Raw genomic sequence first — 21,808 nt, forward strand, 5'->3', positions numbered from 1 at the left:
GAGTCACCTTTCCGCCCTTCCGGCGGGTTACTTTGGTCTTGGCCAAAGTAACCAAAGCCGTCCGCTCCCATCATCCGGCCCCTGCGCTTCGCTCCGGGGTCCCCTCGCTCCGGGCTTGCTCCCGGGAGGACCGCGCTGCAGGCCCCATCCTGGGGCCCAGCGCTTGACGGGCATCCATGCCCGTCACCTCCCTTCGCAAGCCCTGCGCTCGGCCTCCTGAAGTCGCAACCTGCGTCGCCTGGACTACCGCGCGCTTAGAAGCAAAAACCGAAGCAAGAGCTAGAACAAGAGCTACAGCTGGAGCGCGAACAGCGCGCTGGGCTCAGCGCGGCTTCAGATCGAGCCGGCGCAGGTGGCAAGTCACTTCCTCACGGTCGTGATACAGCTGCTTGCAGGCAATCGACACCCTGATCTTGCGCGCCTTGAACGTCGCCTCCATGCGGTCGAGCAGCCGGCGCACTTCGGCATAGCGCTGCTTCATCGGCAGTTTCAGGTTGACCACCGCCTCGCGGCACAACCCCTCCCCCAGCCAGGTTTCGATCAGCGAGGTGGTGCGCGCCGGCTTCTCGACGATGTCGCACACCATCCAGTCAACCGGCTGCTTGGGCTGCCAGGTAAAACCATCAGCCATCAGGTGCTGGACCAGGCCGGTGTCCATCAGGCTTTCGGCCATCGGGCCGTTGTCGATGGCGGTCACCAGCATGCCCCGGCGCACCAACTGGTAAGTCCAGCCACCTGGCGAGGCGCCCAGGTCAACGCCGGTCATGTCATCCCCCAGGCGCTGGTCCCATTGCTCGCGCGGGATGAACTGGTGCCACGCTTCCTCCAGCTTGAGGGTCGAGCGGCTGGGCGCCTCGCGAGGGAATTTCAGGCGCGCAATACCCATGGGCCACAGCGCACTGTTGTTGACCGGGGCAACACCGGCAAACACCCGCCGGCCGCTGATGAAGGTGAGCAGCAGGCGTGGGCGGCTGGCATCGTCAACCAGGCGGCCGGCCTTTTCCAGTGCTTTGCGCAGCGGCACTTCGAACTTGCGGCAGAACGTAGACAATTCCTTGCCGTCGTTACTGTCCAGCACTTCCAGCCACAGGCTGCCAAACACCGGCAGTTCGGCCAACTGTGCCAGCAACACACTGATGCGGTCACTTTCCGGCAGCTCGACATAACCGCCCCGGGCCCACTGCCGCGGGAAAATCAGCTCGCTGAAACGCAACGCCCCCATCAGCCGCTCGGCACCGCCTTCTTCGGTACAGACAAACTCGGCGCTGGCACTGTGCGGCTTGCCTTTGGCGTAGCCCGCAATGCCAAGGCGGGCAGCATGTTCGCTGATTTCGGCGCACACCTCGCCCTCGAAACCAGGCCGGCAATGCATGAACAGGGTATTCATCTCTCACTCCACTACGGCTGGCGCGCAACAGGCGCCGGCAGGGCGGCGATGATAAAGGAAGTTCGGAACCTGCGACACGCCCCGCCGGTCCAGAAAAGGGTCAGGGGCCGCAAAGCGGTCTAACCTGACCACTCAGCCAGGTCCGTACCGTGCGGATCGACACAGAGCGGTGACACCGGCAGACCTTTAATATTTGCCGGGCACCGGCGCAGAAGGAGTTGGCAATGCCCTCGCTCGATAGCCTGAACACCCTCAAGCCCCTCCAGGTCGGGGACCAGACCTACCATTATTTCAGCCTTACCGAGGCCGCCCGCCAGTTGGGTGACCTGCAACGCTTGCCCATGTCGCTGAAAGTGCTGCTGGAAAACCTGCTGCGCTGGGAGGACGGCCATACCGTCACCGGCGACGACTTGCGCGCCCTCGCCCAGTGGCTGAGCGAGCGGCGTTCTGATCGCGAGATCCAGTACCGCCCGGCGCGGGTGCTGATGCAGGACTTCACCGGTGTGCCGGCCGTGGTCGACCTGGCCGCCATGCGCGCGGCAATGGCCAAGGCCGGCGGCGACCCCCAGCGGATCAACCCGTTGTCACCGGTGGACCTGGTGATCGACCACTCGGTAATGGTCGACCATTACGGCACGCCGCAGGCCTTCCACGAGAACGTGGACATCGAAATGCAGCGCAATGGCGAGCGCTATGCTTTCTTGCGCTGGGGGCAGAGCGCCTTCGACAACTTCCGCGTAGTGCCGCCGGGCACCGGCATCTGCCACCAGGTCAACCTTGAATACCTGGGCCGTACGGTTTGGACCCGTGAAGCCGATGGCCGCACCTACGCCTTCCCCGACACCCTTGTCGGTACCGATTCGCACACCACCATGATCAATGGCCTGGGCGTGCTCGGCTGGGGTGTCGGTGGCATCGAAGCCGAGGCGGCCATGCTCGGCCAACCCGTGTCGATGCTGATCCCCGAGGTAATCGGTTTCAAACTGACCGGCAAGCTGCGCGAAGGTATTACCGCCACCGACCTGGTACTGACGGTGACGCAGATGCTGCGCAAGAAGGGTGTGGTGGGCAAGTTCGTCGAATTTTATGGCGACGGCCTGGCCGAGCTGCCCTTGGCTGACCGTGCGACCATCGCCAATATGGCGCCCGAATATGGCGCCACCTGCGGCTTCTTCCCGGTTGACCAGGTGACGCTGGACTATCTGCGCCTGTCGGGCCGCCCCGAAGCGACAGTGCAACTGGTCGAGCAGTACTGCAAGGCCCAAGGCCTGTGGCGCCTGCCGGGGCAGGAGCCGCTGTTCAGCGACAGCCTGGCACTGGACATGCACGAGGTCGAAGCAAGCCTGGCCGGGCCGAAACGGCCACAGGACCGCGTGGCGCTGGGCCAGGTCAGTCAGGCCTTTGACCATTTCATCGAACTGCAGCCCAAGCCACTGGCAAAAGAAGTCGGCCGCCTGGAAAGCGAGGGCGGGGGCGGCGTAGCGGTGGGCAACGCCGACCAGGCTGGCGAGATCGATTACAGCCATGCAGGCCAGACTCACACCCTGCGCGATGGCGCCGTGGTAATTGCGGCGATCACCTCGTGCACCAACACCTCCAACCCCAGCGTGATGATGGCTGCCGGGCTGGTGGCCAAAAAGGCCGTGGAAAAAGGCCTGCAACGCAAACCCTGGGTCAAGAGTTCCCTGGCACCAGGCTCCAAGGTTGTCACGGACTATTTCAAGGCCGCCGGGCTCACCCCCTACCTTGAGCAACTGGGCTTCGACCTGGTCGGCTATGGCTGCACCACCTGCATCGGCAACTCGGGCCCGCTGGACGAAGCGATCGAGAAAGCCATCGGCAGCGCCGACCTTACCGTAGCCTCGGTGCTGTCGGGCAACCGCAACTTCGAAGGCCGCGTGCACCCACTGGTCAAAACCAACTGGCTGGCTTCGCCACCGTTGGTAGTGGCTTACGCACTGGCCGGCAGCGTTCGCCTTGACCTGACTCGCGACCCGCTGGGCACCGGCAAGGACGGGCAACCGGTGTACCTGCACGATATCTGGCCCAGCCAGCAGGAAATTGCTGCGGCCGTGGCCAAGGTCGATACCGCGATGTTCCACAAGGAATACGCCGAAGTGTTTGCCGGCGATGCGCAGTGGCAGGCCATCGAGGTGCCACAGGCTGCCACCTATGTGTGGCAGGCCGACTCAACCTACATTCAGCACCCGCCGTTCTTCGACGATATCGCCGGGCCGCCGCCACAAATCGCCGACATCCAAGGCGCCCGGGTGCTGGCGCTGCTGGGCGACTCGGTGACCACCGACCACATCTCCCCTGCCGGCAACATCAAGGCCGACAGCCCTGCCGGGCGCTACCTGCGTGAAAAGGGCGTGGAACCGCGCGATTTCAACTCATACGGTTCGCGGCGCGGCAACCATGAAGTCATGATGCGCGGCACCTTCGCCAACATCCGTATCCGCAACGAAATGCTGGGCGGGGAAGAAGGCGGCAATACCTTGCACGTGCCTACTGGCGAAAAGCTGTCGATCTACGACGCGGCCATGCGCTACCAGCAGGAAGGCACCCCACTGGTGGTAATCGCCGGCCAGGAATACGGCACCGGCTCGAGCCGCGACTGGGCGGCCAAGGGTACAAACCTGCTGGGCATCAAAGCGGTGCTGGCGGAGAGTTTCGAGCGCATTCACCGCTCCAACCTGGTGGGCATGGGCGTGCTGCCGCTGCAGTTCAAGGCCGGCCACGACCGCAAGCAACTGGTGCTGACCGGCAAGGAGCGGATCGATGTGCTGGGCTTGAACGGTGCACAGATCCGCCCGGGCATGAGCCTGCCGTTGCGCATTACCCGCGAAGACGGGCAGCAGGAACAGATCGAAGTGTTGTGCCGGATCGATACCTTGAATGAGGTGGAGTACTTCAAGGCCGGCGGAATCCTGCACTATGTGTTGCGACAGATGATCGCTGGCTGAGGCTGGGAGGTTCGGCTGCAGATTTGCGGCGCTCCCGAGACCGAGCGCCGCCCGCGCGGCGCATCGCGAGCTGGCGCTCGCTCCTACGTTTGTTTCGGGCCAGTTATGCCTGTGGCAGGCGCGCGCGACCGCCTTGTGTGTACGACGAGATATTGCGCCATGCACCAAGGCGTTCGCGCGCAAATTGCACAGGAAAAATTGGCCCGAAACAAACGTAGGAGCGAGCGCCAGCTCGCGATGCGCCGCGCAGGCGGCGCTCGATTTCACAGGCGCCAGAGCCCCAACGACGAACAAACGCAGCCACATTAAATAATCATTCAATAAAACCCATAGCTTGCCGATACCTGTCCAAAGCCCTGCGGACTATCAACCCATGCGTAACAACCAGCCGATTACCCAGAGAGAACGGACTTTCCCTGCCCAGCAGCGGTTGATCTCCACCACCAACGCCAAGGGCGTGATCACTTACTGTAACGATGCCTTCATCGACATCAGTGGTTTCACCCGCGAGGAGTTGACCGGGGCGCCGCACAACCTGGTGCGCCACCCCGATGTGCCGCCTGCCGTGTTTGCCCATATGTGGCAAACCCTCAAGCAGGGCCAGCCGTGGATGGGCATCGTCAAGAACCGTTGCAAGTCCGGCGACCACTACTGGGTCAACGCCTACGTCACACCGATTTACGACAATAACCAGGTCATCGGTTTCGAGTCGGTGCGGGTCAAGCCAACCGCCGAGCAGATTCGCCGCGCCGAGGCCCTGTACCAACGCATCAACCAAGGCAAGCCCGCAGTACCTCGCAGGGACAAGTGGCTGCCGGTGCTCCAGGACTGGCTGCCGTTCATCCTGATCAGCCAGGTAGGCTTCCTGATCGGCAACTGGCTGGGCCATTCCTGGGGCTTTGCCCTGGCTGCCGGGCTATCCGTCCCCTTGGGCCTGCTGGGCTTGAGCTGGCAGCAGCGTGGCCTCAAACGCCTGTTGCGCCTGGCCGAACAGACCACCTCCGACCCGCTGATCGCGCAGATGTACACCGACAGCCGTGGCGTGCAGGCGCGTCTGGAGATGGCCATGCTCAGCCAGGATGCCCGCATGAAAACCTGCCTGACCCGCTTGCAGGACAGTGCCGAACACCTCAGCGACCAGGCGCGCCAGTCCGACGCCTTGGCACACAAGAGTTCGTCGGGGCTGGAGCGCCAGCGGGTGGAAACCGAGCAGGTCGCCGCCGCCGTTAACCAGATGGCCGCCACCACGCAGGAAGTGGCCAACCACGTACAGCGCACGGCCGACGCCACCCAGGAAGCCAACCGCCTGACCAGCCAGGGCCGGCAGATTGCCGGGGAAACCCGCGAGGCCATCGAGCGTCTGTCGGCAGCGGTGGGCGAAACCGGTCAGACGGTTACCCAACTGGCCAAGGACAGCGACGAGATTGGTGGCGTGGTCGATGTGATCAAGGGCATTGCCGACCAGACTAACCTGCTGGCACTGAACGCGGCCATTGAAGCGGCGCGTGCCGGCGAGATGGGCCGTGGCTTTGCCGTGGTGGCCGACGAAGTCCGCCAGCTGGCCCAGCGCACTGCCGAATCCACCGGGCAGATCCACGGCCTGATCGCCAAGCTGCAACAAACTGCCAGCAACGCCGTGCTGACCATGGAAACCGGCCACCGTCAGGCGCAGGAAGGTGTCGACCGGGTGATGCAGGCTGATGAGGCATTGGTGGGGATCAGCGAAGCGGTGGCCAACATCACCGATATGGCCACCCAGATTGCCGCTGCGACCGAGGAGCAGACTGCAGTGGCCGACGAGATCAGCCGCAACATCAGCACCATCGCCGAACTGGCCGACCAGACCGCCGAACAGGCGCAGCATTCAGCACTGCTGAGCGAGGCGCTGACCAGCACAGCGGGTAGCCAGTATTCGCTGGTGGAGCGGTTCAACCGCTGACGCTCCGGTATTCGCGGCTGAAGCCGCTCCCACAGGAACCTAGTGACCTTGGAGCCTGCGACGTCCCTGTGGGAGCGGGCATGCCCGCGAAGAAACCAACGCGGTGGATGGCACCGGCCCTGCCGGTGTTCGCGGGCATGCCCGCTGCCACAAGGGCCGCGTATGCCTGCGGTCTGTGTTACCAGTCCAGCCGCAGGCGGCTCTCGAAATAGCGTTCTTCGCCGCTCAACGGGTCTTCGAAACGCAAGCTCTGCGCCAGCAGTTTCAGCGGCCGTTGGTAGTCATCCTCTGCAGTAAGCAGCTGCGGGTAGAACGGGTCATTGCAGATTCCCGCCCCCAAGGCTGCCATGTGCACGCGCAACTGATGGGTCTTGCCGGTCACTGGTGACAGCCCATAGCGCCACAGCTCCCCATTCTTTTCCAGCACCTCGGCCAAGGTTTCACTGTTGGCCTCACCCTCCACCTCATGCATACGGAAAAACGGCTCGCCATGCACCAGGCGGCTTTTGTGCACCAGCGGAAATGCATGCTGCGGCATCGCCGCCGCAATGGCCTGGTAGCGCTTGTCGATGCGCCGCTCGGGGAACAGGCGTTGGTAAACGCTGCGGCTGTGCGGGTTGGCGGAAAACAGCACAAGCCCGGCGGTGTGCCGGTCTATGCGGTGCAACGGCACCAGATGCGGGTTATCCAGGCGACGAATCAGGCGGCGCAGCAAGGTCTGCTCGACGTACTCGCCCGTCGGCGTCACCGGCAGGAAATGCGGCTTGTCGGCCACCACCAAGTGTTCGTCCGCGTGCAGTACCACTTCCTGCACCGGGATCGGCCGCTCGTTCGCCACTTCGCGGAAGTAGTGCAAACGCAGGCCACGCTTGTAGGGTAACTCGGCAGCAATCGCCCGCCCCTCGGCATCCAGTACCCGGCCACGGGCAAAACGGTCAAGCCACTGGGCGCGGTCGATGGCCTTGAAATGGTCGCACAGGCAATCGAGCACCGTCGCCCAGTTACCGGGGGGCAGGCACACCGTGCTGGCTTGCTGGCGGGCGGGGTCGAAGGGCGCGGTCATGGCAGGGCTCGAAACGTTCACGGCCGCGCATTATCGCCCAAGCCCGCGCCCTCAACCAGCCTGGACTATCGCCTCGCTGCGTTCCTTCAGCCAGCGCAACACCTGCACCGGTTCCCAACGACCGGGGTCGTACAGGGCATAGAGCAACCCCTGGTAACCCACCACATCCAGCCCGCGGTGATAGCCGGCACGCTGGAACAAGGCCTCGATCTCGGCGAAGCAGGTATTGAAGTGGACTTTACCGAACGGCGTGCGGTCGTCGGTCACCAGGCCTTCGAGGCGCAGTTCCAGAACGGCGTCAGCCACCCGATCCACGGGCATGCGGTTGACGCTGTACTTGAGTTGCTCGACGTTGAGCATGACGTTACCTCGACACTGTATTTATATACAGCATACGAACATCCCCTTGCCGCCGTCAATGCGGTTCATTGCAGCCCCGGCAGGTAGCCGCTGCCTCTGCGCAGGGTCAAAACCTGCCTGCGCGGGGTGCCACGGGTTACCGAAAGATGCACCCATCTGTCGAACTCCAGGATGAGTTGATCGAACGGCACGGCACTTTCGTTGATCCGCCGAGCGGTTTCCCGAGGGCTGACTTCCATCACCGTGAAGTCAGCCGCCAGCCCCTGAATATGCTGGCTGTTGGTGGCACCGCCGATCAGCCGGTTAACCTTCTCGCTGCGAAAACCGCTGCTGACGATGATCGGCACGCCGAACAGTGCACGCACCTGCTCCAGCGCACAACACAGCAATTGCAGGTTGGCCCGGGCATCAGGAGGTGGGGTGTTATCGAACCCGTCCCTGGCGGCGAGCTGGGAAACGGTCATTTCATCGAGCGTGAAATGTGGAGTGATCAACATGGCGAACTATTCCGATGATGGGAAAGGTGACCGGCGCCAGTGCGCCGGCACCTGATCATCAGCTCGCTTCACCCTTCATGGAGCAGGGTTGCAACTCCTCTGCAGCCATCATTGCCCCAGGAACGCCACCACCTGTTCGGCATCGAACGGCCAGTGCAGCTCAGCAGCATTGTCGCAGCGTCGCAACACCGGAATGATCAGGCCATAGCGCTCGAACAGCACCTCACTCTCGGCGATGTCGACCAGCTCGACCAACAGGCCATGATCGACAAAAGGCATCAGCACGGCCTCGGCCACTTCACACAGGTGGCAGCCGAGGGTACCGAACAGTTGGCATTCAGGCAGCATGGCTCAGGTCCCGGTTGGCATGCAGAGATACCTATTCTAGGTCTCTCGCACTCGTCATGCACCTGACCTGGCTCAATCCTGGCTGGTGGCGCCGATACGGTGCAGCGACAAGTCCGCGCCCTGAAACTCCTGCTCATGGCTCAAGCGCAGCCCATGCAGCGCACGGATTGCGCCATACACGGCAAAGCCGCCGGCCAATGCCACAAGCACGCCCATCAGGCTGCCCAGCAGCTGGCTGGCCAGGCTGACACCACCCATGCCGCCCAGTGCCGTCTGGCCAAAGACGCCGCAGGCAATGCCACCCCACACGCCGCACAAGCCGTGCAGTGGCCACACGCCCAGCACGTCGTCGATCTTCCAGCGGTTTTGCGCTGCAGTGAAGGTCCAGACGAACAACGCGCCAGCCACCAGTCCGGTGGCCAGTGCGCCAATCGGGTGCATCAGGTCGGAGCCGGCGCAGATCGCCACCAGGCCGGCCAGCGGCCCGTTGTGCAGGAAGCCCGGGTCGTTACGCCCGGCCAGCAAGGCCGACAGGGTACCTCCGACCATGGCCATGAGCGAGTTGATTGCTACCAGGCCGCTGACGCCTTGCAGCGTCTGTGCACTCATCACGTTGAAGCCGAACCAGCCGATGATCAGAATCCACGACCCCAACGCCAGAAACGGAATGCTCGACGGCGCAAACGCCACCAAACGGCCGTCCCGGTAGCGCCCACGCCGCGCGCCCAGCAGCAATACCGCCGCCAGGGCTAGCCAGCCGCCCATGGCGTGCACCACCACCGAGCCTGCAAAATCGTGGAAAGGCGCGCCGAAGCGGGCCTGCAACCAGGCTTGCAGCCCCAGGTTGCCATTCCACACTACCCCCTCGAAGAACGGGTAGATAAACGCCACGATCAACGCCGTGGCACACAACTGCGGCACGAAGCGCGCGCGCTCGGCGATGCCCCCGGAGATGATCGCCGGGATCGCCGCAGCGAACGTCAGCAGAAAGAAGCACTTGACCAGCGAATAACCATGGTCAACGGCCAGCGCCGCTGCCGGCTGGAAGAAATGGACACCATAGGCTATCCAGTAACCAATAAAGAAATACACCAGTGCCGAGATGGCAAAGTCGCTGAGGATCTTCGACAAGGCGTTGACCTGGTTCTTGTGGCGTACCGTGCCCACTTCAAGGAAGGCGAAGCCGGCATGCATCGCCAGCACCAGGATGGCGCCCATGAGAATGAACAGAGTGTTGGAACCGTGGACGAGGGAGTCCATTGCGCTGTGCATGTTTTCCATGAAATAGGCAGGCCTGCTAAAAAAGGCACCAGGACAGTTCAAGAACCTGCATCCCTGCACCGAATCGGTGCCAGCCCCCTGCCCTGTTTCGGTGAGCGGGTCGGAGCCTGCGTGGTTTTCTCTTGGGTTTGTCGTGGATTGGGTTAAGGTTTATCGGTACACGCTGCGCTGACGCCCTGAATCGGCGCAATCGCTGCCAGCGACGCCCCGCAACGTGGCAATGACTTAGCAAGGCCCATACCAGCACCGGCACTTGAACCTTCCGCGCGTGCTATTACTCGAACTACCAACACTCATCGACAGGGAGAGGCCCATGGCCAGCAAATCGGCAAAGACTGCACAAGAGATACTGATGGCTGACTTCCAGGCGTTGGTACGCGACACCGAGAGGTTGCTGGCCGACACTGCCAACCTGGCCGGCGACCAGGCCGACGAATTGCGCGAACAGATTCACGACCGCCTGACCCAGGCTCGCGAAACCCTGCAACTGACCCAGGACTCCGTGCGCCAGCGCGGCCAGGCCGCGCTGGGCAGCGCCGAGCAGTACGTGCAGGAAAACCCGTGGCAGGCAATCGGCATCGCCGCCGGCGTCGGCCTGTTGATCGGCCTGCTGGCCAACCGGCGCTGAGGGGTTCCCATGGAGAATGACGCCAACGGCGCCAGCGCCTCGGGCAAGCGCCTGGGCGCAGCTGCGCTGGGGCTGCTGCACAGCCACATCGAACTGCTTGGCATCGAATTGCAGGAGCAAAAGGGCCGCACCCTGCGGTTGCTGCTGTTCGCAGGCCTGGCCCTGGTGTTCGCCCTGCTGCTGCTGACAGCCCTTTCCGGGTTGTTACTGGTGCTCCTGTGGGACAGCTATCGCCTGGCCGGCATCATCGGCCTGTGCGTGTTCTATGGCTTTGCCGCGCTGTACTGCGGGTTGCGCCTGAAGGCAGCGGTGTTCGACGAATCGTCGCCATTCGGGGCCACCCTTGAAGAACTCGCCAAGGACCGGGAGCGCCTGTTGCCATGAGCCTGCCACAACTGCCAAACACCCGTAACCCGCGCGAACTGCGCAAAGCACTGCTGCGCCTGCGCATGGAGATGCACCGCCAGGAAATCCGCCATGAGTCCGGGCAACTGATGGAGCCGCTGCGCCGCGTGCGCGGAATGGGCAGCTCGCTGCACGCAGGGTTGGGGATCAAGCATGCGCCTTTATGGGGGATTGGTGCCGTGGTGGCGCTGGGCTTCCTCACTGGCAAGGGCGTGCGCAGCGGTAACCTGGCACGGCTGGTGCGCCTGGGCAGCAGCCTGCTGCCGCTGGTGCGCCTGTACCTGCAAGGTAACCGCCGCCCCTGAACACTGCACATTCCTTTGTAGGAGCAGCCTTGTGCTGCGAAGAGCCCGGCCCGGCGACACCCGTGTATCGCTCAAACAGGCCTCTTCGCAGCACAAGGCTGCTCCTGCAGGATATGCTGCTTCCTTCGATCCACAGGAGAATGCGCCTTGGACTGGCACACCCTGCTCACCCGCGAACGCCTGGGCAAAGCCCTTTATAGCGCCGATGAACTCGGGCGCAGCCCCTTCCACAAAGACCATGACCGCATCATCTTCTCTGGTGCCTTTCGCCGCCTCGGGCGCAAGACCCAGGTACACCCGGTTTCCAGCAACGACCACATCCACACACGCCTGACCCACTCACTGGAAGTCAGTTGTGTCGGTCGCTCCCTGGGCATGCGCGTCGGCGAAACACTGCGCGACAACCTGCCCGACTGGTGCGCCCCCAGCGACCTGGGGATGATCGTGCAGTCAGCGTGCCTGGCCCACGACATCGGCAACCCACCCTTCGGCCACTCCGGCGAGGACGCCATCCGCCACTGGTTCCAGCAGGCAGCCGGGCGTGGCTGGCTGGATGACATGAGCGACGACCAGCGGGCCGATTTTCTGAATTTCGAGGGCAATGCCCAAGGCTTTCGTGTGCTCACCCAGCTGGAGTATCACCAATTCGACGGCGGTACCCGTCTGACGTATGCCACCCTCGGCACTTACCTGAAGTACCCCTGGAGCGCGCGCCACGCCGACGCCTTGGGCTACAAGAAGCACAAGTTCGGCAGCTACCAGAGCGAACTGCCCCTGCTCGAGCAGATCGCCCGCAAGCTCGGCATGCCGCAACTGGAAGAACAGCGCTGGGCGCGCCACCCGCTGGTTTACCTGATGGAGGCTGCCGATGACATCTGCTATGCGCTGATCGACCTGGAAGACGGCCTGGAAATGGAGTTGCTCGAATACGCTGAAGTCGAAGCCCTGCTGCTTGACCTGGTCGGTGAAGACCTGCCAGAAACCTACCGCCAGCTCGGCCCCCGTGATTCCCGCCGGCGCAAACTGGCGATTCTGCGTGGCAAGGCTATCGAACACCTGACCAACGCTGCCGCCCACGCGTTCGTCGAGCAGCAGCAGGCATTGCTGGCCGGGCACCTGGCAGGCGACCTGGTAGAGCACATGCACGGCCCGGCCAAGCGCTGCGTGCTGCAGGCCAAGGACATGGCACGCAACAAGATCTTCCAGGACAAGCGCAAAACCCTGCACGAAATTGGTGCCTATACCACCTTGGAGATTTTGCTCAATACCTTCTGTGGCGCAGCGCTCGAACAGCACGGTGGGCGCACCCCCTCGTTCAAGAGCCGCCGGGTACTGGACCTGATCGGCAACAATGCTCCGGACCCACGTGCCTCGCTGCACAGTGCCTTCCTGCGCATGATCGACTTCATCGCCGGGATGACCGACAGCTATGCCAGCGAAATGGCTCGGGAAATGACCGGGCGCTCCAGCCCCACCTGACGCACGCCGGTGCAGCCAAGGTCCTTGAGCCAGTGCTGCACCGCATATTGCAGGAAACTTCCTACATATACTGACGGCAAATTAAACAGCCCGAGTAAAAGTGCACGAAAAGTTACCAATCACGCTTTGACATTGGGTCAAACACACAAAATTCGTAGCCCGTTTTGTTTTATCTTGTAAGCCATTTCCCATAAAGGGCGAATCGCCCTTCCTCGCATGTCTGACGACTTCCAACTGCGATAAGGTGCCGATTATCCCCCTCAATCGCCCGCAGGGAAGTTGAACATGCATTCCATATTTATTGTCGACGATCATCCTGTCATCCGCCTGGCCGTCCGTATGCTGCTGGAAAACCAGAACTACAAGATTGTCGGCGAGTCGGACAACGGCGTGGACGCCATGCAGATGATTCGTGAAGCCGCCCCTGACCTGGTCATCCTCGACATCAGCATCCCCAAGCTAGACGGGCTGGAGGTGCTTTCCCGCTTCCAGGCCATGGCCCTGCCATTGAAGGTTCTGGTATTGACCGCGCAGTCTCCCGCATTGTTTGCCGTACGTTGCATGCACTCCGGCGCCGCAGGCTATGTGTGCAAGCAGGAAGACCTGAGCGAACTGCTCAGTGCAATCAAGGCGGTCCTGGCCGGTTACAACTATTTCCCCAGCCAGGCAATAAAGCATGACCAGACAGCCGATGCCGAGCTGAAACTCTTCAGGCAGGTAAATGACCGCGAACTGATGGTACTGCAACTCTTCGCCCAAGGCCGCAGCAACAAGGAAATTGCCAAGGGCATGTTCCTCAGCAGCAAGACTGTCAGCACCTACAAGAAGCGCCTCATGCACAAACTTCAGGTCAACACACTGGTTGACCTGATCGAAATTGCCAAACGCAACGCGCTGGTCTGAGGATGGTCATGCCGCGCCCTTTCGCTCGCCTGCTGTTCGCCCTGCTCCTGTTCAGCGGCGTCGTGCAGGCCACCTATCAAGAGGCCTCATCCTATACGTTACTGGCTCGGTCATCAGCCAAGCCGACCCGCCCCATGCTCACGGCCGAACAACGGCGATGGCTCGAAAGCCGTCAGGAACTGGTACTGGGCACGTCGGCTCCGGATTACCCGCCGTTCGACATCACCAGTGGCGGCCGCGACTACCAGGGCCTCACCGCCGAGTACGCGAGCCTGATCGGCACGGCCCTGCAGTTACCCGTGCGGGTGCTGCGTTTCTCCAGCCGGCAGGCGGCAGTGGAGGCGCTCAGGCATGGCGATATCGACCTGCTTGGCACCGCCAATGGCTACGAAGCGGCCAGCGACGGCCTGGCGCTGTCGCATCCGTATGCCGTTGACCAACCGGTGCTGGTAACACGCGAAGACGAAACCCGGGCGCTGGACGCGGACCTGACCGGCCTGCGCCTCGGCATGCTTTACCATTACCTGCCCAAGCAGGAGGTACGCCGCACCTACCCCATGGCCGAGCTACTGGCCTTTGGCTCCTCCAGCCAAGCCTTGAACGCCGTGGCGTTCGGCCAGGCCGACGTGTACATCGGCGACACCATCTCCACCCACTACCTGCTTAACCGCGGCCACCTGCCACGCCTGCGCATGGCCAATTTCGGCCAGCACGAGGCCATCGGCTTCGGCTTTGCCTTGCGCCAGCAAGACACGCAACTGCTGGCGCTGGTGAACACCACACTGGACAGCCAGCCTGCGGCACTGCGTGCCAGCATCTTCAAACGCTGGAGCGCCGGCAGCGACCTGCTGCTGACTGACCGCAAGCTGCAACTGACCGATGCCGAGGAACAGTGGCTGCAAGATCACCCGGTGATGCGCGTAACGATCGATGATACGGCTGCGCCGCTATCCTATTTCGATGGCTCAGGGCATTTTCGCGGCATCACAGCCGACCTGCTGGAGCTCATCAGCCTGCGCACCGGTTTGCGTTTTGACGTGCAGCGTGCAAGCGGCATTGCCGACATGATCGCCCGCCTCAAGGATGGCCGCGCCGATGTGATTGCCGCACTGGCCACTGGCGGGGTGACCAAAGACGACCTGCAGGTCAGCCGGGCCTACCTGGAGAGCGCCTTCGTGCTGGTCGGCCGCAAGGATGACAAGGGCATGAGCACGCTGGAGCAGTTGCAGGGGCATCGCGTGGCCATTACCCGCTACAGCGCCATGGACACCCTGTTGTCCCGGCACTATCCGAAAATCGGCTGGGTCGAGACCGAGAGCGCGTACTATTCCATGGCCTTGCTCAACAGCGGTGCCGTCGATGCGGTGATCACCACGTTGATCGACGCCAACCATGCCTTGGCCAGCAACCCTGGGCTGGTCATCCGCACCACGGTCGGCAGCGAGCCTGCCAACTTCGCCATGGCCACCAGCACCCCGTCACAGGCGATGCAGTCGATCCTCGACAAGGCGCTACTGAGCATCTCGCCCGAAGAGCTGGGGGTGATCAACAACCGCTGGCGCGGCTTCGGGCAGCACGACGATGGCAGTGGCAAAGACTACAGCCAGCTTGCGCTACAAGTGGTGCTGGGCATGGTCGCGCTGCTGTTGCTGGCCTTGCTCTGGAACGCCCGCTTGCGCTTGCAGATTCGCCAGCGCCAAACCGCCGAACGCGCACTGAACGACCAACTGGCGTTCATGCGCGCCCTGCTCAACGGCACGCCCCACCCCATGTACGTGCGTGACCGCGAGGGGTGCCTGCAAAGCTGTAACTACAGCTATCTGGAAGCCGTGCAGGCCCGCTCCGACGAGGTCATCGGCAAACGGCTGGACGCCAGCCTGTTTGCCGACAGCGAGCAGACACGGCAGATCCAGGCCGACTATCTGAAAGTCATGGCCGCAGGCTCGCCGTTGATCATGGACCGGCCACTGCGGATCAAGGGCCGCGAAATGACCATCTATCACTGGATACTGCCGTACCGTGACTCACTGGGCGAAGTACAGGGCATCATCGGCGGCTGGATCGACATCAGCGAACGCCGCCAGTTGGTCATGGAGTTGCGTCAGGCCAAGCAGCAGGCCGACGACGCCAACCGCGCAAAGAGCACCTTCCTGGCCACCATCAGCCATGAGATCCGCACCCCGATGAACGCCGTCATCGGCATGCTCGAACTGGCAGTCAAACGCGCCGACCAGGGCCAGGTGGACCGCAGCGCACTGGAACTGGCCCACCACTCAGCCAAAGACCTGCTGGGCCTGATCGGCGATATTCTCGATATCGCGCGTATCGAATCCGGGCACTTGTCCCTGGCACCGGAAGCCGTCGACCTTGCGGCCCTGGTCGAATCGGTAGGGCGCATTTTCGAGGGGCAGGCACGCCAGAAAGGCCTTGCCCTGGAGGTGATGATTGCACCCGCCGCGCGTTGCCACGCACTGCTCGACCCGCTGCGTTTCAAACAAGTGCTGTCCAACCTGGTAAGCAACGCCATCAAGTTCACCGAGCATGGCCAGGTTCGCATCTGCGTAGGCCTGCTGGATGACGGCAGCACCCTGCCCGCAGTGCTGGAACTGGAAGTGCGCGACAGCGGCATCGGCATCCATGCCGACGACCTGCAGCGCCTGTTCAATCCGTTCATACAGGCCAACCCGCATAGCCAGGGCGCCCGCGCGGGTACCGGGCTGGGCCTGGCCATCTGCCGCAGCCTGTGCGAAATGATGGGCGGCAGCCTGACCATCAAGAGCCTGGAAGATGTTGGCACCCAGGTGCGCCTGAAAATGCCGCTGCAGCGCATTGACGCCGCCCCGCATTCAGCGCCGCCCTTCGAACACCTCGAGGTGCCTGACCCGCGGCTGAATGTGCTGGTGATCGATGACCACCCGGCCAATCTGCAGCTGATGGCGCAGCAGCTCGGCTACCTGGGCCTGCCGCACGCCAGCGCCCGCGATGGCCGTGAAGGCCTGGCCACCTGGCGCGCAGGCGACTTCGATGTGCTGGTGCTCGACTGCAACATGCCGCACATGAACGGATACCAACTGGCGACCGCCGTCCGTGCCGAAGAACGCCATGGCAAGCGGCAGCGCTGCACCATTCTCGGCTACACCGCCAACGCACAGCCAGAGGTGCGCCGCCAGTGCCTGAGCGCCGGTATGGACGACTGCCTGCTCAAGCCGATCAGCCTGGGCACCCTCAGCCAGCGCCTGGCGGGCATTCGCCCGCGCCGCCAGCAAAAGCCCCGGCGCAAGCTGTACCACCTGGAAGGCCTGGCTGCAGTGATCGGGCATGACCCCGACGACCGCCAGCGCTTCCTGCTGACCTTGCAGCAAAGCCTGCAGGCCGACCGGGCCAGCTTGATGGCGCTGCACCCGGAGCAAGACAGCGAGGCCATTGCCGAGCAGGCCCACAAGGTGCTGAGTGCCGCGCGCATGCTGGAAGCCCGCGACCTGATGGCGGCCTGCGAAGCCCTGGAGGCCCGCGGCTTGCCTACCCCCCAGTTGCGCTTGCGCCGTCAGGCACTGGCGCGGCACATGTGCCGTGTGGAACGGGCGTTGGCCAACGAACTGACTACCGGCGCATGCACTCAGGCAGGCAGCCCCACGTGTTAACTGGTAGACTGCGCGGCGTTATTACCTAAGAGGATTGTTTCATGGCCACAAACCGCTCCCGTCGTCTGCGCAAAAAGCTGTGTGTCGACGAGTTTCAGGAATTGGGCTTCGAGCTGAACCTGGAATTCAAGGAAGATCTGGATGACCAGGCAATCGATGCTTTCCTCGATGCGTTCCTGGAAGAAGCGATGGACGCCAACGGCCTGGACTATGTAGGCGGTGACGATTACGGCCTGGTGTGCTCGGTCAAACGCGGATCGGTCAGCGAAGAACAGCGTGCTGCCGTTGAAACCTGGCTCAAGGGCCGTAGCGAACTGACCAAGATCGAAGTCAGCCCGCTGCTGGACGCCTGGTACCCGGAAAAGCCGATCAACAAGGCTGAGTGATACCTGCCTGGCTTGATCGCTGAAAAGGCTGCCCTTGTGGTGGCCTTTTTTATTGGCGGTGCTTTTCCGTCGAACGTGGCGCATCGTCGCTACGCTTGGGGCATAATGCGTACTCTTTCGTCGTGGGGCCATCATCTCTTACAGCCCCAATGCCCTTTTCCCTCGCCGCAGGGTATTTATCCATTATGATCAAAACGCTTCGTCCCCTCATTCTGGCAAGCCTGCTGTTGCCACTCGCATTGCCCAGCCAGGCCGCCACCGTCAATACCACCCTGCCCGCCAAAGTGCAGCAGGCGCTCAAGGCCAACAAGCTGCAGGACACGGCCCTGTCGCTGGTCATGCTGCCGCTGGACGGCCCCGGCACGCCCACCGTGTTCAATGCCGATGTGTCGGTGAACCCGGCCTCGACCATGAAACTGGTCACCACCTACGCGGCCCTCGAACTGCTCGGCCCGACCTTCCAGTGGAAAACCGAGTTTTATACCGACGGTACCCTGAGCAATGGCGTGCTCAACGGTAACCTGTACCTTAAAGGTGGCGGCGACCCGAAACTGAACATGGAAAAGCTGTGGCTGCTGATGCGTGACCTGCGCGCCAATGGCGTGCGCACCATCACCGGTGACCTGGTGCTGGACCGCAGCCACTTCGTGCAGCCCAACCTGCCGCAGTTCAACGATGACGGCGGCGATGAAAACAAGCCGTTCCTGGTCAAGCCCGATTCGCTGCTGGTCAACCTCAAGGCGCTGCGCTTCGTGGCCCGCAACGATGGCGGCAAGGTGACCGTTGCGGTCGAGCCACCGATTGCCAGCATCCGCATCGACAACCAGGTCAAGGCGGTGGCTTCGAAGCAGTGCACAGGCGATGTGCGCTACAACCCGGTGCCACAGGCCGATGGCATCAGCGTCACCGTCAGCGGCCAGCTGGGTGACGGCTGCAACTCGCAGACCTACCTGTCGCTGCTCGATCACGCCACCTACGCCGCCGGTGCCGTGCGCGCCATCTGGAACGAGCTGGGTGGCAGTATCCAGGGTGGCGACCGCATCGAGAATGTACCCAAGAGTGCTCGCCTGCTGGCCCGCGCCTTCTCGCCAGACCTGGTGGAAGTGATCCGTGACATCAACAAGTACAGCAACAACACCATGGCCCAGCAGCTGTTCCTGAGCCTTGGCGCGCAGTTCCGCACCGATGCCGATGGGGACGATGCCCGCGCCGCCCAGCGCGTGGTGCGCCAGTGGCTGGCAAAAAAGGGCATTACCGCGCCGCATCTGGTCATGGAGAACGGCTCTGGCCTGTCGCGTGCCGAGCGGGTCAGCACCCGGGAGATGGCCCAGATGCTGCAGGCCGCCTGGAAGAGCCCCTACGCTGCCGAATTCATGAGCTCCATGCCGCTGGTGGGCATGGACGGCACCATGCGCAAGCGCCTGAAGCGCACTGCCATGACCGGTGAAGGCCACATCAAGACCGGCACGCTGAATACCGTGCGGGCAATTGCCGGCTTCAGCCGCGACAGCAACGGCCATACCTGGGCGGTGGCGGCGATTCTCAACGACCCGAAACCGTGGGGTGCTTCGCAGGTGCTCGACCAGGTCCTGCTGGACCTGTACCGCCAGCCGAAGCTGGCCGGCAGCACAGCGGCCAACTGATTGGCTGGTCCGTACCGGCCCTTTCGCGACTGAGAGCAAGTGTCTTGCGCAAACTGTGACAGTTTGCGCGATCACTGTGGGAGCGGCTTTAGCCGCGAAAGGGCCGGCACAGACAGCTGGCAGCTAACAGGCCGACTCCCCCTCCACCCGGTCCCGCCCGGCCTGTTTCGCGATGTAAACACCCGCATCAGCCCGTAGCAGCAAGGCATCGGCACCCTCCCCCGGCCGCCAGCCAGCCACACCAAAACTCGCGGTCACCTGGCCCACGCCTTCCACCGGCAACGTGCGCACCCCTTGCCATAACTCAAGCGCTAACAACCGCGCCTGCTCAGCATCACTGCCCGGGCACAGCACCATGAATTCTTCCCCGCCCAGCCGGCAGAACACATCAGTACGCCGCAAACGCTGGCCGATACGCTGGCACAAGCTGCGCAGCACGCGATCGCCCATGGCATGGCCGAAGCGGTCGTTGATGCATTTGAAGTGATCGATGTCGAGCATGATCACGGCCAGCGCCAAGCCTTCGCGCTGGGCGCGTTCCAGCTCAACCTTGAGCCGCTCCTGAAAGTAGCGGCGGTTATGGATGCCCGTCAGCGAATCGGTCACCGACAACGCCCTCAATTCCTCCTCCACGCCCTTGAGGTCGGAGATATCCGTCAGGTAGCCATGCCACAGCGTGCAGCCTTGCTCACCCACCTCTGGCGTCGCTTCGCCACGCACCCAGCGTAGCCCGGCACGCGGCAGGCATACCCGGTATTCCTCGCGCCAGGGCGCCAGGTGCTCGGCCGAATAACGCACCGAGCGGCGCACGCGGTCCAGGTCGTCGGGGTGGATACGCTCGAACACCAGCGTGGCATCCTCGCGCAGCTGCTGCAGGTCGACTTCATAGATGTCGTACAGCCCTTGGCTGGCATAGGGAAAGCACGAATGACCATTGGCATCGAGGCGATACTGGTAGATACCGCCCGGCACCTCGGCGCTGAGCTTTTCCAGCAGTCGGTCACGCGCCGCCAGCGCCTCATGCACCCGACGCCGCTCGGTGACATCAATGCAGATGGCCAGATAGCCGACCCACAAACCCTGTTCATCCAGCATGGCAGTAACCAGCATGTTGGCCACCAGCTGACTGCCATCGGCGCGCAACAATGTCCACTCCCCAGGCTCGGCACCCTGCGCTTGAACCGTTTCGGCGAACATGGCCTGACCACCGGCGATCGTGCGGCCATAGCGCAGGCTCAGCGCCTGAGCCCGCTGGCTCAGTTCTTCGGGCAGCACCAGGTGGTCAAGGCGAAGCTGGCCGATCGCCTCGCTGGCCGGATAACCGAGCATACGCTCTGCACCGGCATTGAACGTACTCACTACACCCTTGAGGTTGGTGGCAATGATCGCCACTTGGGTGGCCGCATCCAGCACGCTGCGCAACTGGTTGTGGGTACCTCGCAGCGACTGCTCGCTGACTCGCAGTTCGGCGGTGCGCTGCTCGACCAGGGCCAGGGCGCGCTGGCGCTGGCTGAACAGGTTGTACAGCAAGGCGCTGAGCAGCAGGCTCAACAACCCGCCCAGTAGAACGACTGCCAGCACAGCTGACGAACGATTAGCCTGCAAGAAGGCCAGGCTCGGCAGGATGCTCAACTCAAAGCGATGGTCGGCCAGCTGCAACACTTGGTTGCTGGCCAGCGACAAGGGGGCTGCCTGGTTCAGCGAGTCGAACATCACTTCCGGCCCTTGCAACCCGGACGGATCAACGATACGCACCACCAGGTTGTCATCCGTCGCCACTGGCCGCCCATCGCTCACCAGCTCGCGCATGCTCAGCAAGGCCATGACGTAGCCTGCTGCTGCGCCATGCTCGTTTGCGTCGGAAAACACCGGCGCCACCAGCAGCAGACCACGCGCGTACGAAGGAATATCGTACAAGGCCAGGGGTTCTGACACCGCCATGCTGCCAGGCCCGAGTGCGCGCGCCAGCGCGGCCTGGGCCGCACCTTGGCCGGCAAGATCCAGCCCATACGGCAGCCCGGGCATTTCACCCGATTGGGTATACAGCACAGGGAAGTAATGGTCGCGCTGTGGCGCGGGGCGCCACTGGCCTTGCGCGTCCTGGTCACGGATTACATAGCCCGGGCCCGAATGCTCACGCGCATGGCGCTCGAACTCGGCGCGTTGCGCAGCTTCGACGCGGGGCGCCCAGGCGTAGGCCAGCGTGCGCTGCAGCAACGGCCTGGTGTAACCGTCAAATTCAAGTGAGGTGACTGTGTTGGAAAAGCCGAAGAACCGCCGCAGGCCGTCCAGGCGCTGCTGCTGTTCATCGAAGCGTTCAGCAATGCGGCTGAAGCGCTCGCTGGCCAGCAACTCGAAACGCTGGCGCAACTGCTGCTTGTAGACACCCTGCGCGGCAAGCGCCAAGGCGGCCGTCAACAGGCCGCCCGCCACCAAGACCACCAGCGCCACCGCCCAGGCGGACACCGCTTCTGTGCACAGGCCAGATAACCGCGCACGCACGCCACACTTTGACATACACCCATCTCGTCACGTCAGCGTCCTGCGGATTAGCTTGCCCTGCCCTCATTTATAGCT

At 63.1% G+C, this 21,808-nt stretch carries 17 protein-coding genes; 10 read left to right on the forward strand and 7 right to left on the reverse strand.

All coding sequences use genetic code 11. From position 1 onward, the window contains the following. Positions 1-322: 322 nt before the first annotated feature. Complete coding sequence (gene rlmM / locus CKW35_RS23765; RefSeq protein ID WP_016485617.1) at positions 323-1,387, reverse strand: 23S rRNA (cytidine(2498)-2'-O)-methyltransferase RlmM; 1,065 nt, start codon at positions 1,385-1,387, stop codon at positions 323-325. Between the two features lie 224 nt (positions 1,388-1,611). Between rlmM and acnA the strand changes: the two genes are divergently transcribed. Next, positions 1,612-4,353 (forward strand): aconitate hydratase AcnA, encoded by a 2,742-nt coding sequence (acnA, locus tag CKW35_RS23770; RefSeq protein ID WP_016485616.1) that lies wholly within the window; start codon positions 1,612-1,614, stop codon positions 4,351-4,353. Positions 4,354-4,726: 373 nt separating this feature from the next. Beyond that, positions 4,727-6,292, forward strand: coding sequence for a PAS domain-containing methyl-accepting chemotaxis protein (locus CKW35_RS23775; RefSeq protein ID WP_016485615.1), 1,566 nt, complete (start codon positions 4,727-4,729; stop codon positions 6,290-6,292). Between the two features lie 178 nt (positions 6,293-6,470). On the opposite strand, the gene CKW35_RS23780 is transcribed toward CKW35_RS23775, so the two are convergent. The 5 genes from CKW35_RS23780 to CKW35_RS23800 all read right to left on the reverse strand — a co-directional run bounded on the left by CKW35_RS23780 (position 6,471) and on the right by CKW35_RS23800 (position 9,841). Then, entirely contained in the window at positions 6,471-7,355 is an 885-nt protein-coding gene (locus CKW35_RS23780) for a pseudouridine synthase (protein WP_016485614.1), read from the reverse strand. Positions 7,356-7,406: 51 nt separating this feature from the next. After that, entirely contained in the window at positions 7,407-7,715 is a 309-nt protein-coding gene (locus tag CKW35_RS23785) for a hypothetical protein (RefSeq protein ID WP_016485613.1), read from the reverse strand. Between the two features lie 65 nt (positions 7,716-7,780). After that, on the reverse strand, positions 7,781-8,212 hold the full coding sequence (locus tag CKW35_RS23790; RefSeq protein WP_016485612.1) for a D-Ala-D-Ala carboxypeptidase family metallohydrolase: 432 nt from the start codon (positions 8,210-8,212) through the stop codon (positions 7,781-7,783). 108 nt (positions 8,213-8,320) lie between these two features. Then, positions 8,321-8,560: a glutaredoxin family protein gene (locus CKW35_RS23795; RefSeq protein WP_016485611.1), complete on the reverse strand. Its 240-nt coding sequence runs from the start codon at positions 8,558-8,560 to the stop codon at positions 8,321-8,323. Positions 8,561-8,632: 72 nt separating this feature from the next. Then, entirely contained in the window at positions 8,633-9,841 is a 1,209-nt protein-coding gene (locus CKW35_RS23800) for an ammonium transporter (protein ID WP_016485610.1), read from the reverse strand. Between the two features lie 313 nt (positions 9,842-10,154). Between CKW35_RS23800 and CKW35_RS23805 the strand changes: the two genes are divergently transcribed. The 8 genes from CKW35_RS23805 to dacB all read left to right on the forward strand — a co-directional run bounded on the left by CKW35_RS23805 (position 10,155) and on the right by dacB (position 19,231). Beyond that, positions 10,155-10,469: a YqjD family protein gene (locus CKW35_RS23805; RefSeq protein ID WP_016485609.1), complete on the forward strand. Its 315-nt coding sequence runs from the start codon at positions 10,155-10,157 to the stop codon at positions 10,467-10,469. A gap of 9 nt (positions 10,470-10,478) precedes the next feature. Further along, positions 10,479-10,853: a phage holin family protein gene (locus CKW35_RS23810; protein WP_016485608.1), complete on the forward strand. Its 375-nt coding sequence runs from the start codon at positions 10,479-10,481 to the stop codon at positions 10,851-10,853. Next, positions 10,850-11,179: a hypothetical protein gene (locus CKW35_RS23815; protein ID WP_016485607.1), complete on the forward strand. Its 330-nt coding sequence runs from the start codon at positions 10,850-10,852 to the stop codon at positions 11,177-11,179. The genes CKW35_RS23810 and CKW35_RS23815 overlap by 4 nt, the downstream gene beginning before the upstream one ends. Before the next feature lie 147 nt (positions 11,180-11,326). After that, positions 11,327-12,658 (forward strand): deoxyguanosinetriphosphate triphosphohydrolase, encoded by a 1,332-nt coding sequence (locus CKW35_RS23820; RefSeq protein WP_016485606.1) that lies wholly within the window; start codon positions 11,327-11,329, stop codon positions 12,656-12,658. A gap of 285 nt (positions 12,659-12,943) precedes the next feature. Then, entirely contained in the window at positions 12,944-13,561 is a 618-nt protein-coding gene (locus tag CKW35_RS23825; RefSeq protein WP_016485605.1) for a response regulator transcription factor, read from the forward strand. Between the two features lie 8 nt (positions 13,562-13,569). After that, positions 13,570-17,202 carry an ATP-binding protein gene (locus CKW35_RS23830; protein WP_095117044.1) on the forward strand — a complete coding sequence of 1,211 codons (3,633 nt, stop codon included), beginning with the start codon at positions 13,570-13,572 and terminating at the stop codon, positions 17,200-17,202. A gap of 41 nt (positions 17,203-17,243) precedes the next feature. Further along, a complete protein-coding gene (locus CKW35_RS23835) occupies positions 17,244-17,588 on the forward strand; it encodes a YggL family protein (protein ID WP_016485603.1) in 345 nt (114 codons plus the stop codon). A 185-nt stretch (positions 17,589-17,773) separates the two neighbouring features. Beyond that, on the forward strand, positions 17,774-19,231 hold the full coding sequence (dacB, locus tag CKW35_RS23840) for a D-alanyl-D-alanine carboxypeptidase/D-alanyl-D-alanine-endopeptidase (protein WP_016485602.1): 1,458 nt from the start codon (positions 17,774-17,776) through the stop codon (positions 19,229-19,231). Positions 19,232-19,354: 123 nt separating this feature from the next. Here the strand turns inward: dacB and CKW35_RS23845 are convergent, their stop codons facing one another. Continuing rightward, positions 19,355-21,748, reverse strand: coding sequence for a diguanylate cyclase (locus CKW35_RS23845; RefSeq protein WP_016485601.1), 2,394 nt, complete (start codon positions 21,746-21,748; stop codon positions 19,355-19,357). Positions 21,749-21,808 lie beyond the last annotated feature (60 nt).

This window comes from Pseudomonas sp. Irchel 3F3, from assembly GCF_900187545.1.
In the GTDB taxonomy this organism is placed as follows: Bacteria; Pseudomonadota; Gammaproteobacteria; order Pseudomonadales; family Pseudomonadaceae; genus Aquipseudomonas; species Aquipseudomonas fortuita.

Excerpts from the sequence above, each read along its gene's own strand:
- CKW35_RS23775 (WP_016485615.1), top strand. The coding sequence starts at position 4,727 with ATGCGTAACAACCAGCCGATTACCCAGAGAGAACGGACTTTCCCTGCC.
- CKW35_RS23835 (WP_016485603.1), top strand. The coding sequence starts at position 17,244 with ATGGCCACAAACCGCTCCCGTCGTCTGCGCAAAAAGCTGTGTGTCGAC.
- CKW35_RS23845 (WP_016485601.1), bottom strand. The coding sequence starts at position 21,748 with ATGTCAAAGTGTGGCGTGCGTGCGCGGTTATCTGGCCTGTGCACAGAA.
- CKW35_RS23815 (WP_016485607.1), top strand. The coding sequence starts at position 10,850 with ATGAGCCTGCCACAACTGCCAAACACCCGTAACCCGCGCGAACTGCGC.
- CKW35_RS23790 (WP_016485612.1), bottom strand. The coding sequence starts at position 8,212 with ATGTTGATCACTCCACATTTCACGCTCGATGAAATGACCGTTTCCCAG.
- CKW35_RS23795 (WP_016485611.1), bottom strand. The coding sequence starts at position 8,560 with ATGCTGCCTGAATGCCAACTGTTCGGTACCCTCGGCTGCCACCTGTGT.
- CKW35_RS23830 (WP_095117044.1), top strand. The coding sequence starts at position 13,570 with ATGCCGCGCCCTTTCGCTCGCCTGCTGTTCGCCCTGCTCCTGTTCAGC.
- CKW35_RS23800 (WP_016485610.1), bottom strand. The coding sequence starts at position 9,841 with ATGGAAAACATGCACAGCGCAATGGACTCCCTCGTCCACGGTTCCAAC.
- CKW35_RS23780 (WP_016485614.1), bottom strand. The coding sequence starts at position 7,355 with ATGACCGCGCCCTTCGACCCCGCCCGCCAGCAAGCCAGCACGGTGTGC.
- CKW35_RS23810 (WP_016485608.1), top strand. The coding sequence starts at position 10,479 with ATGGAGAATGACGCCAACGGCGCCAGCGCCTCGGGCAAGCGCCTGGGC.
- CKW35_RS23825 (WP_016485605.1), top strand. The coding sequence starts at position 12,944 with ATGCATTCCATATTTATTGTCGACGATCATCCTGTCATCCGCCTGGCC.
- rlmM (WP_016485617.1), bottom strand. The coding sequence starts at position 1,387 with ATGAATACCCTGTTCATGCATTGCCGGCCTGGTTTCGAGGGCGAGGTG.
- acnA (WP_016485616.1), top strand. The coding sequence starts at position 1,612 with ATGCCCTCGCTCGATAGCCTGAACACCCTCAAGCCCCTCCAGGTCGGG.
- dacB (WP_016485602.1), top strand. The coding sequence starts at position 17,774 with ATGATCAAAACGCTTCGTCCCCTCATTCTGGCAAGCCTGCTGTTGCCA.
- CKW35_RS23805 (WP_016485609.1), top strand. The coding sequence starts at position 10,155 with ATGGCCAGCAAATCGGCAAAGACTGCACAAGAGATACTGATGGCTGAC.
- CKW35_RS23785 (WP_016485613.1), bottom strand. The coding sequence starts at position 7,715 with ATGCTCAACGTCGAGCAACTCAAGTACAGCGTCAACCGCATGCCCGTG.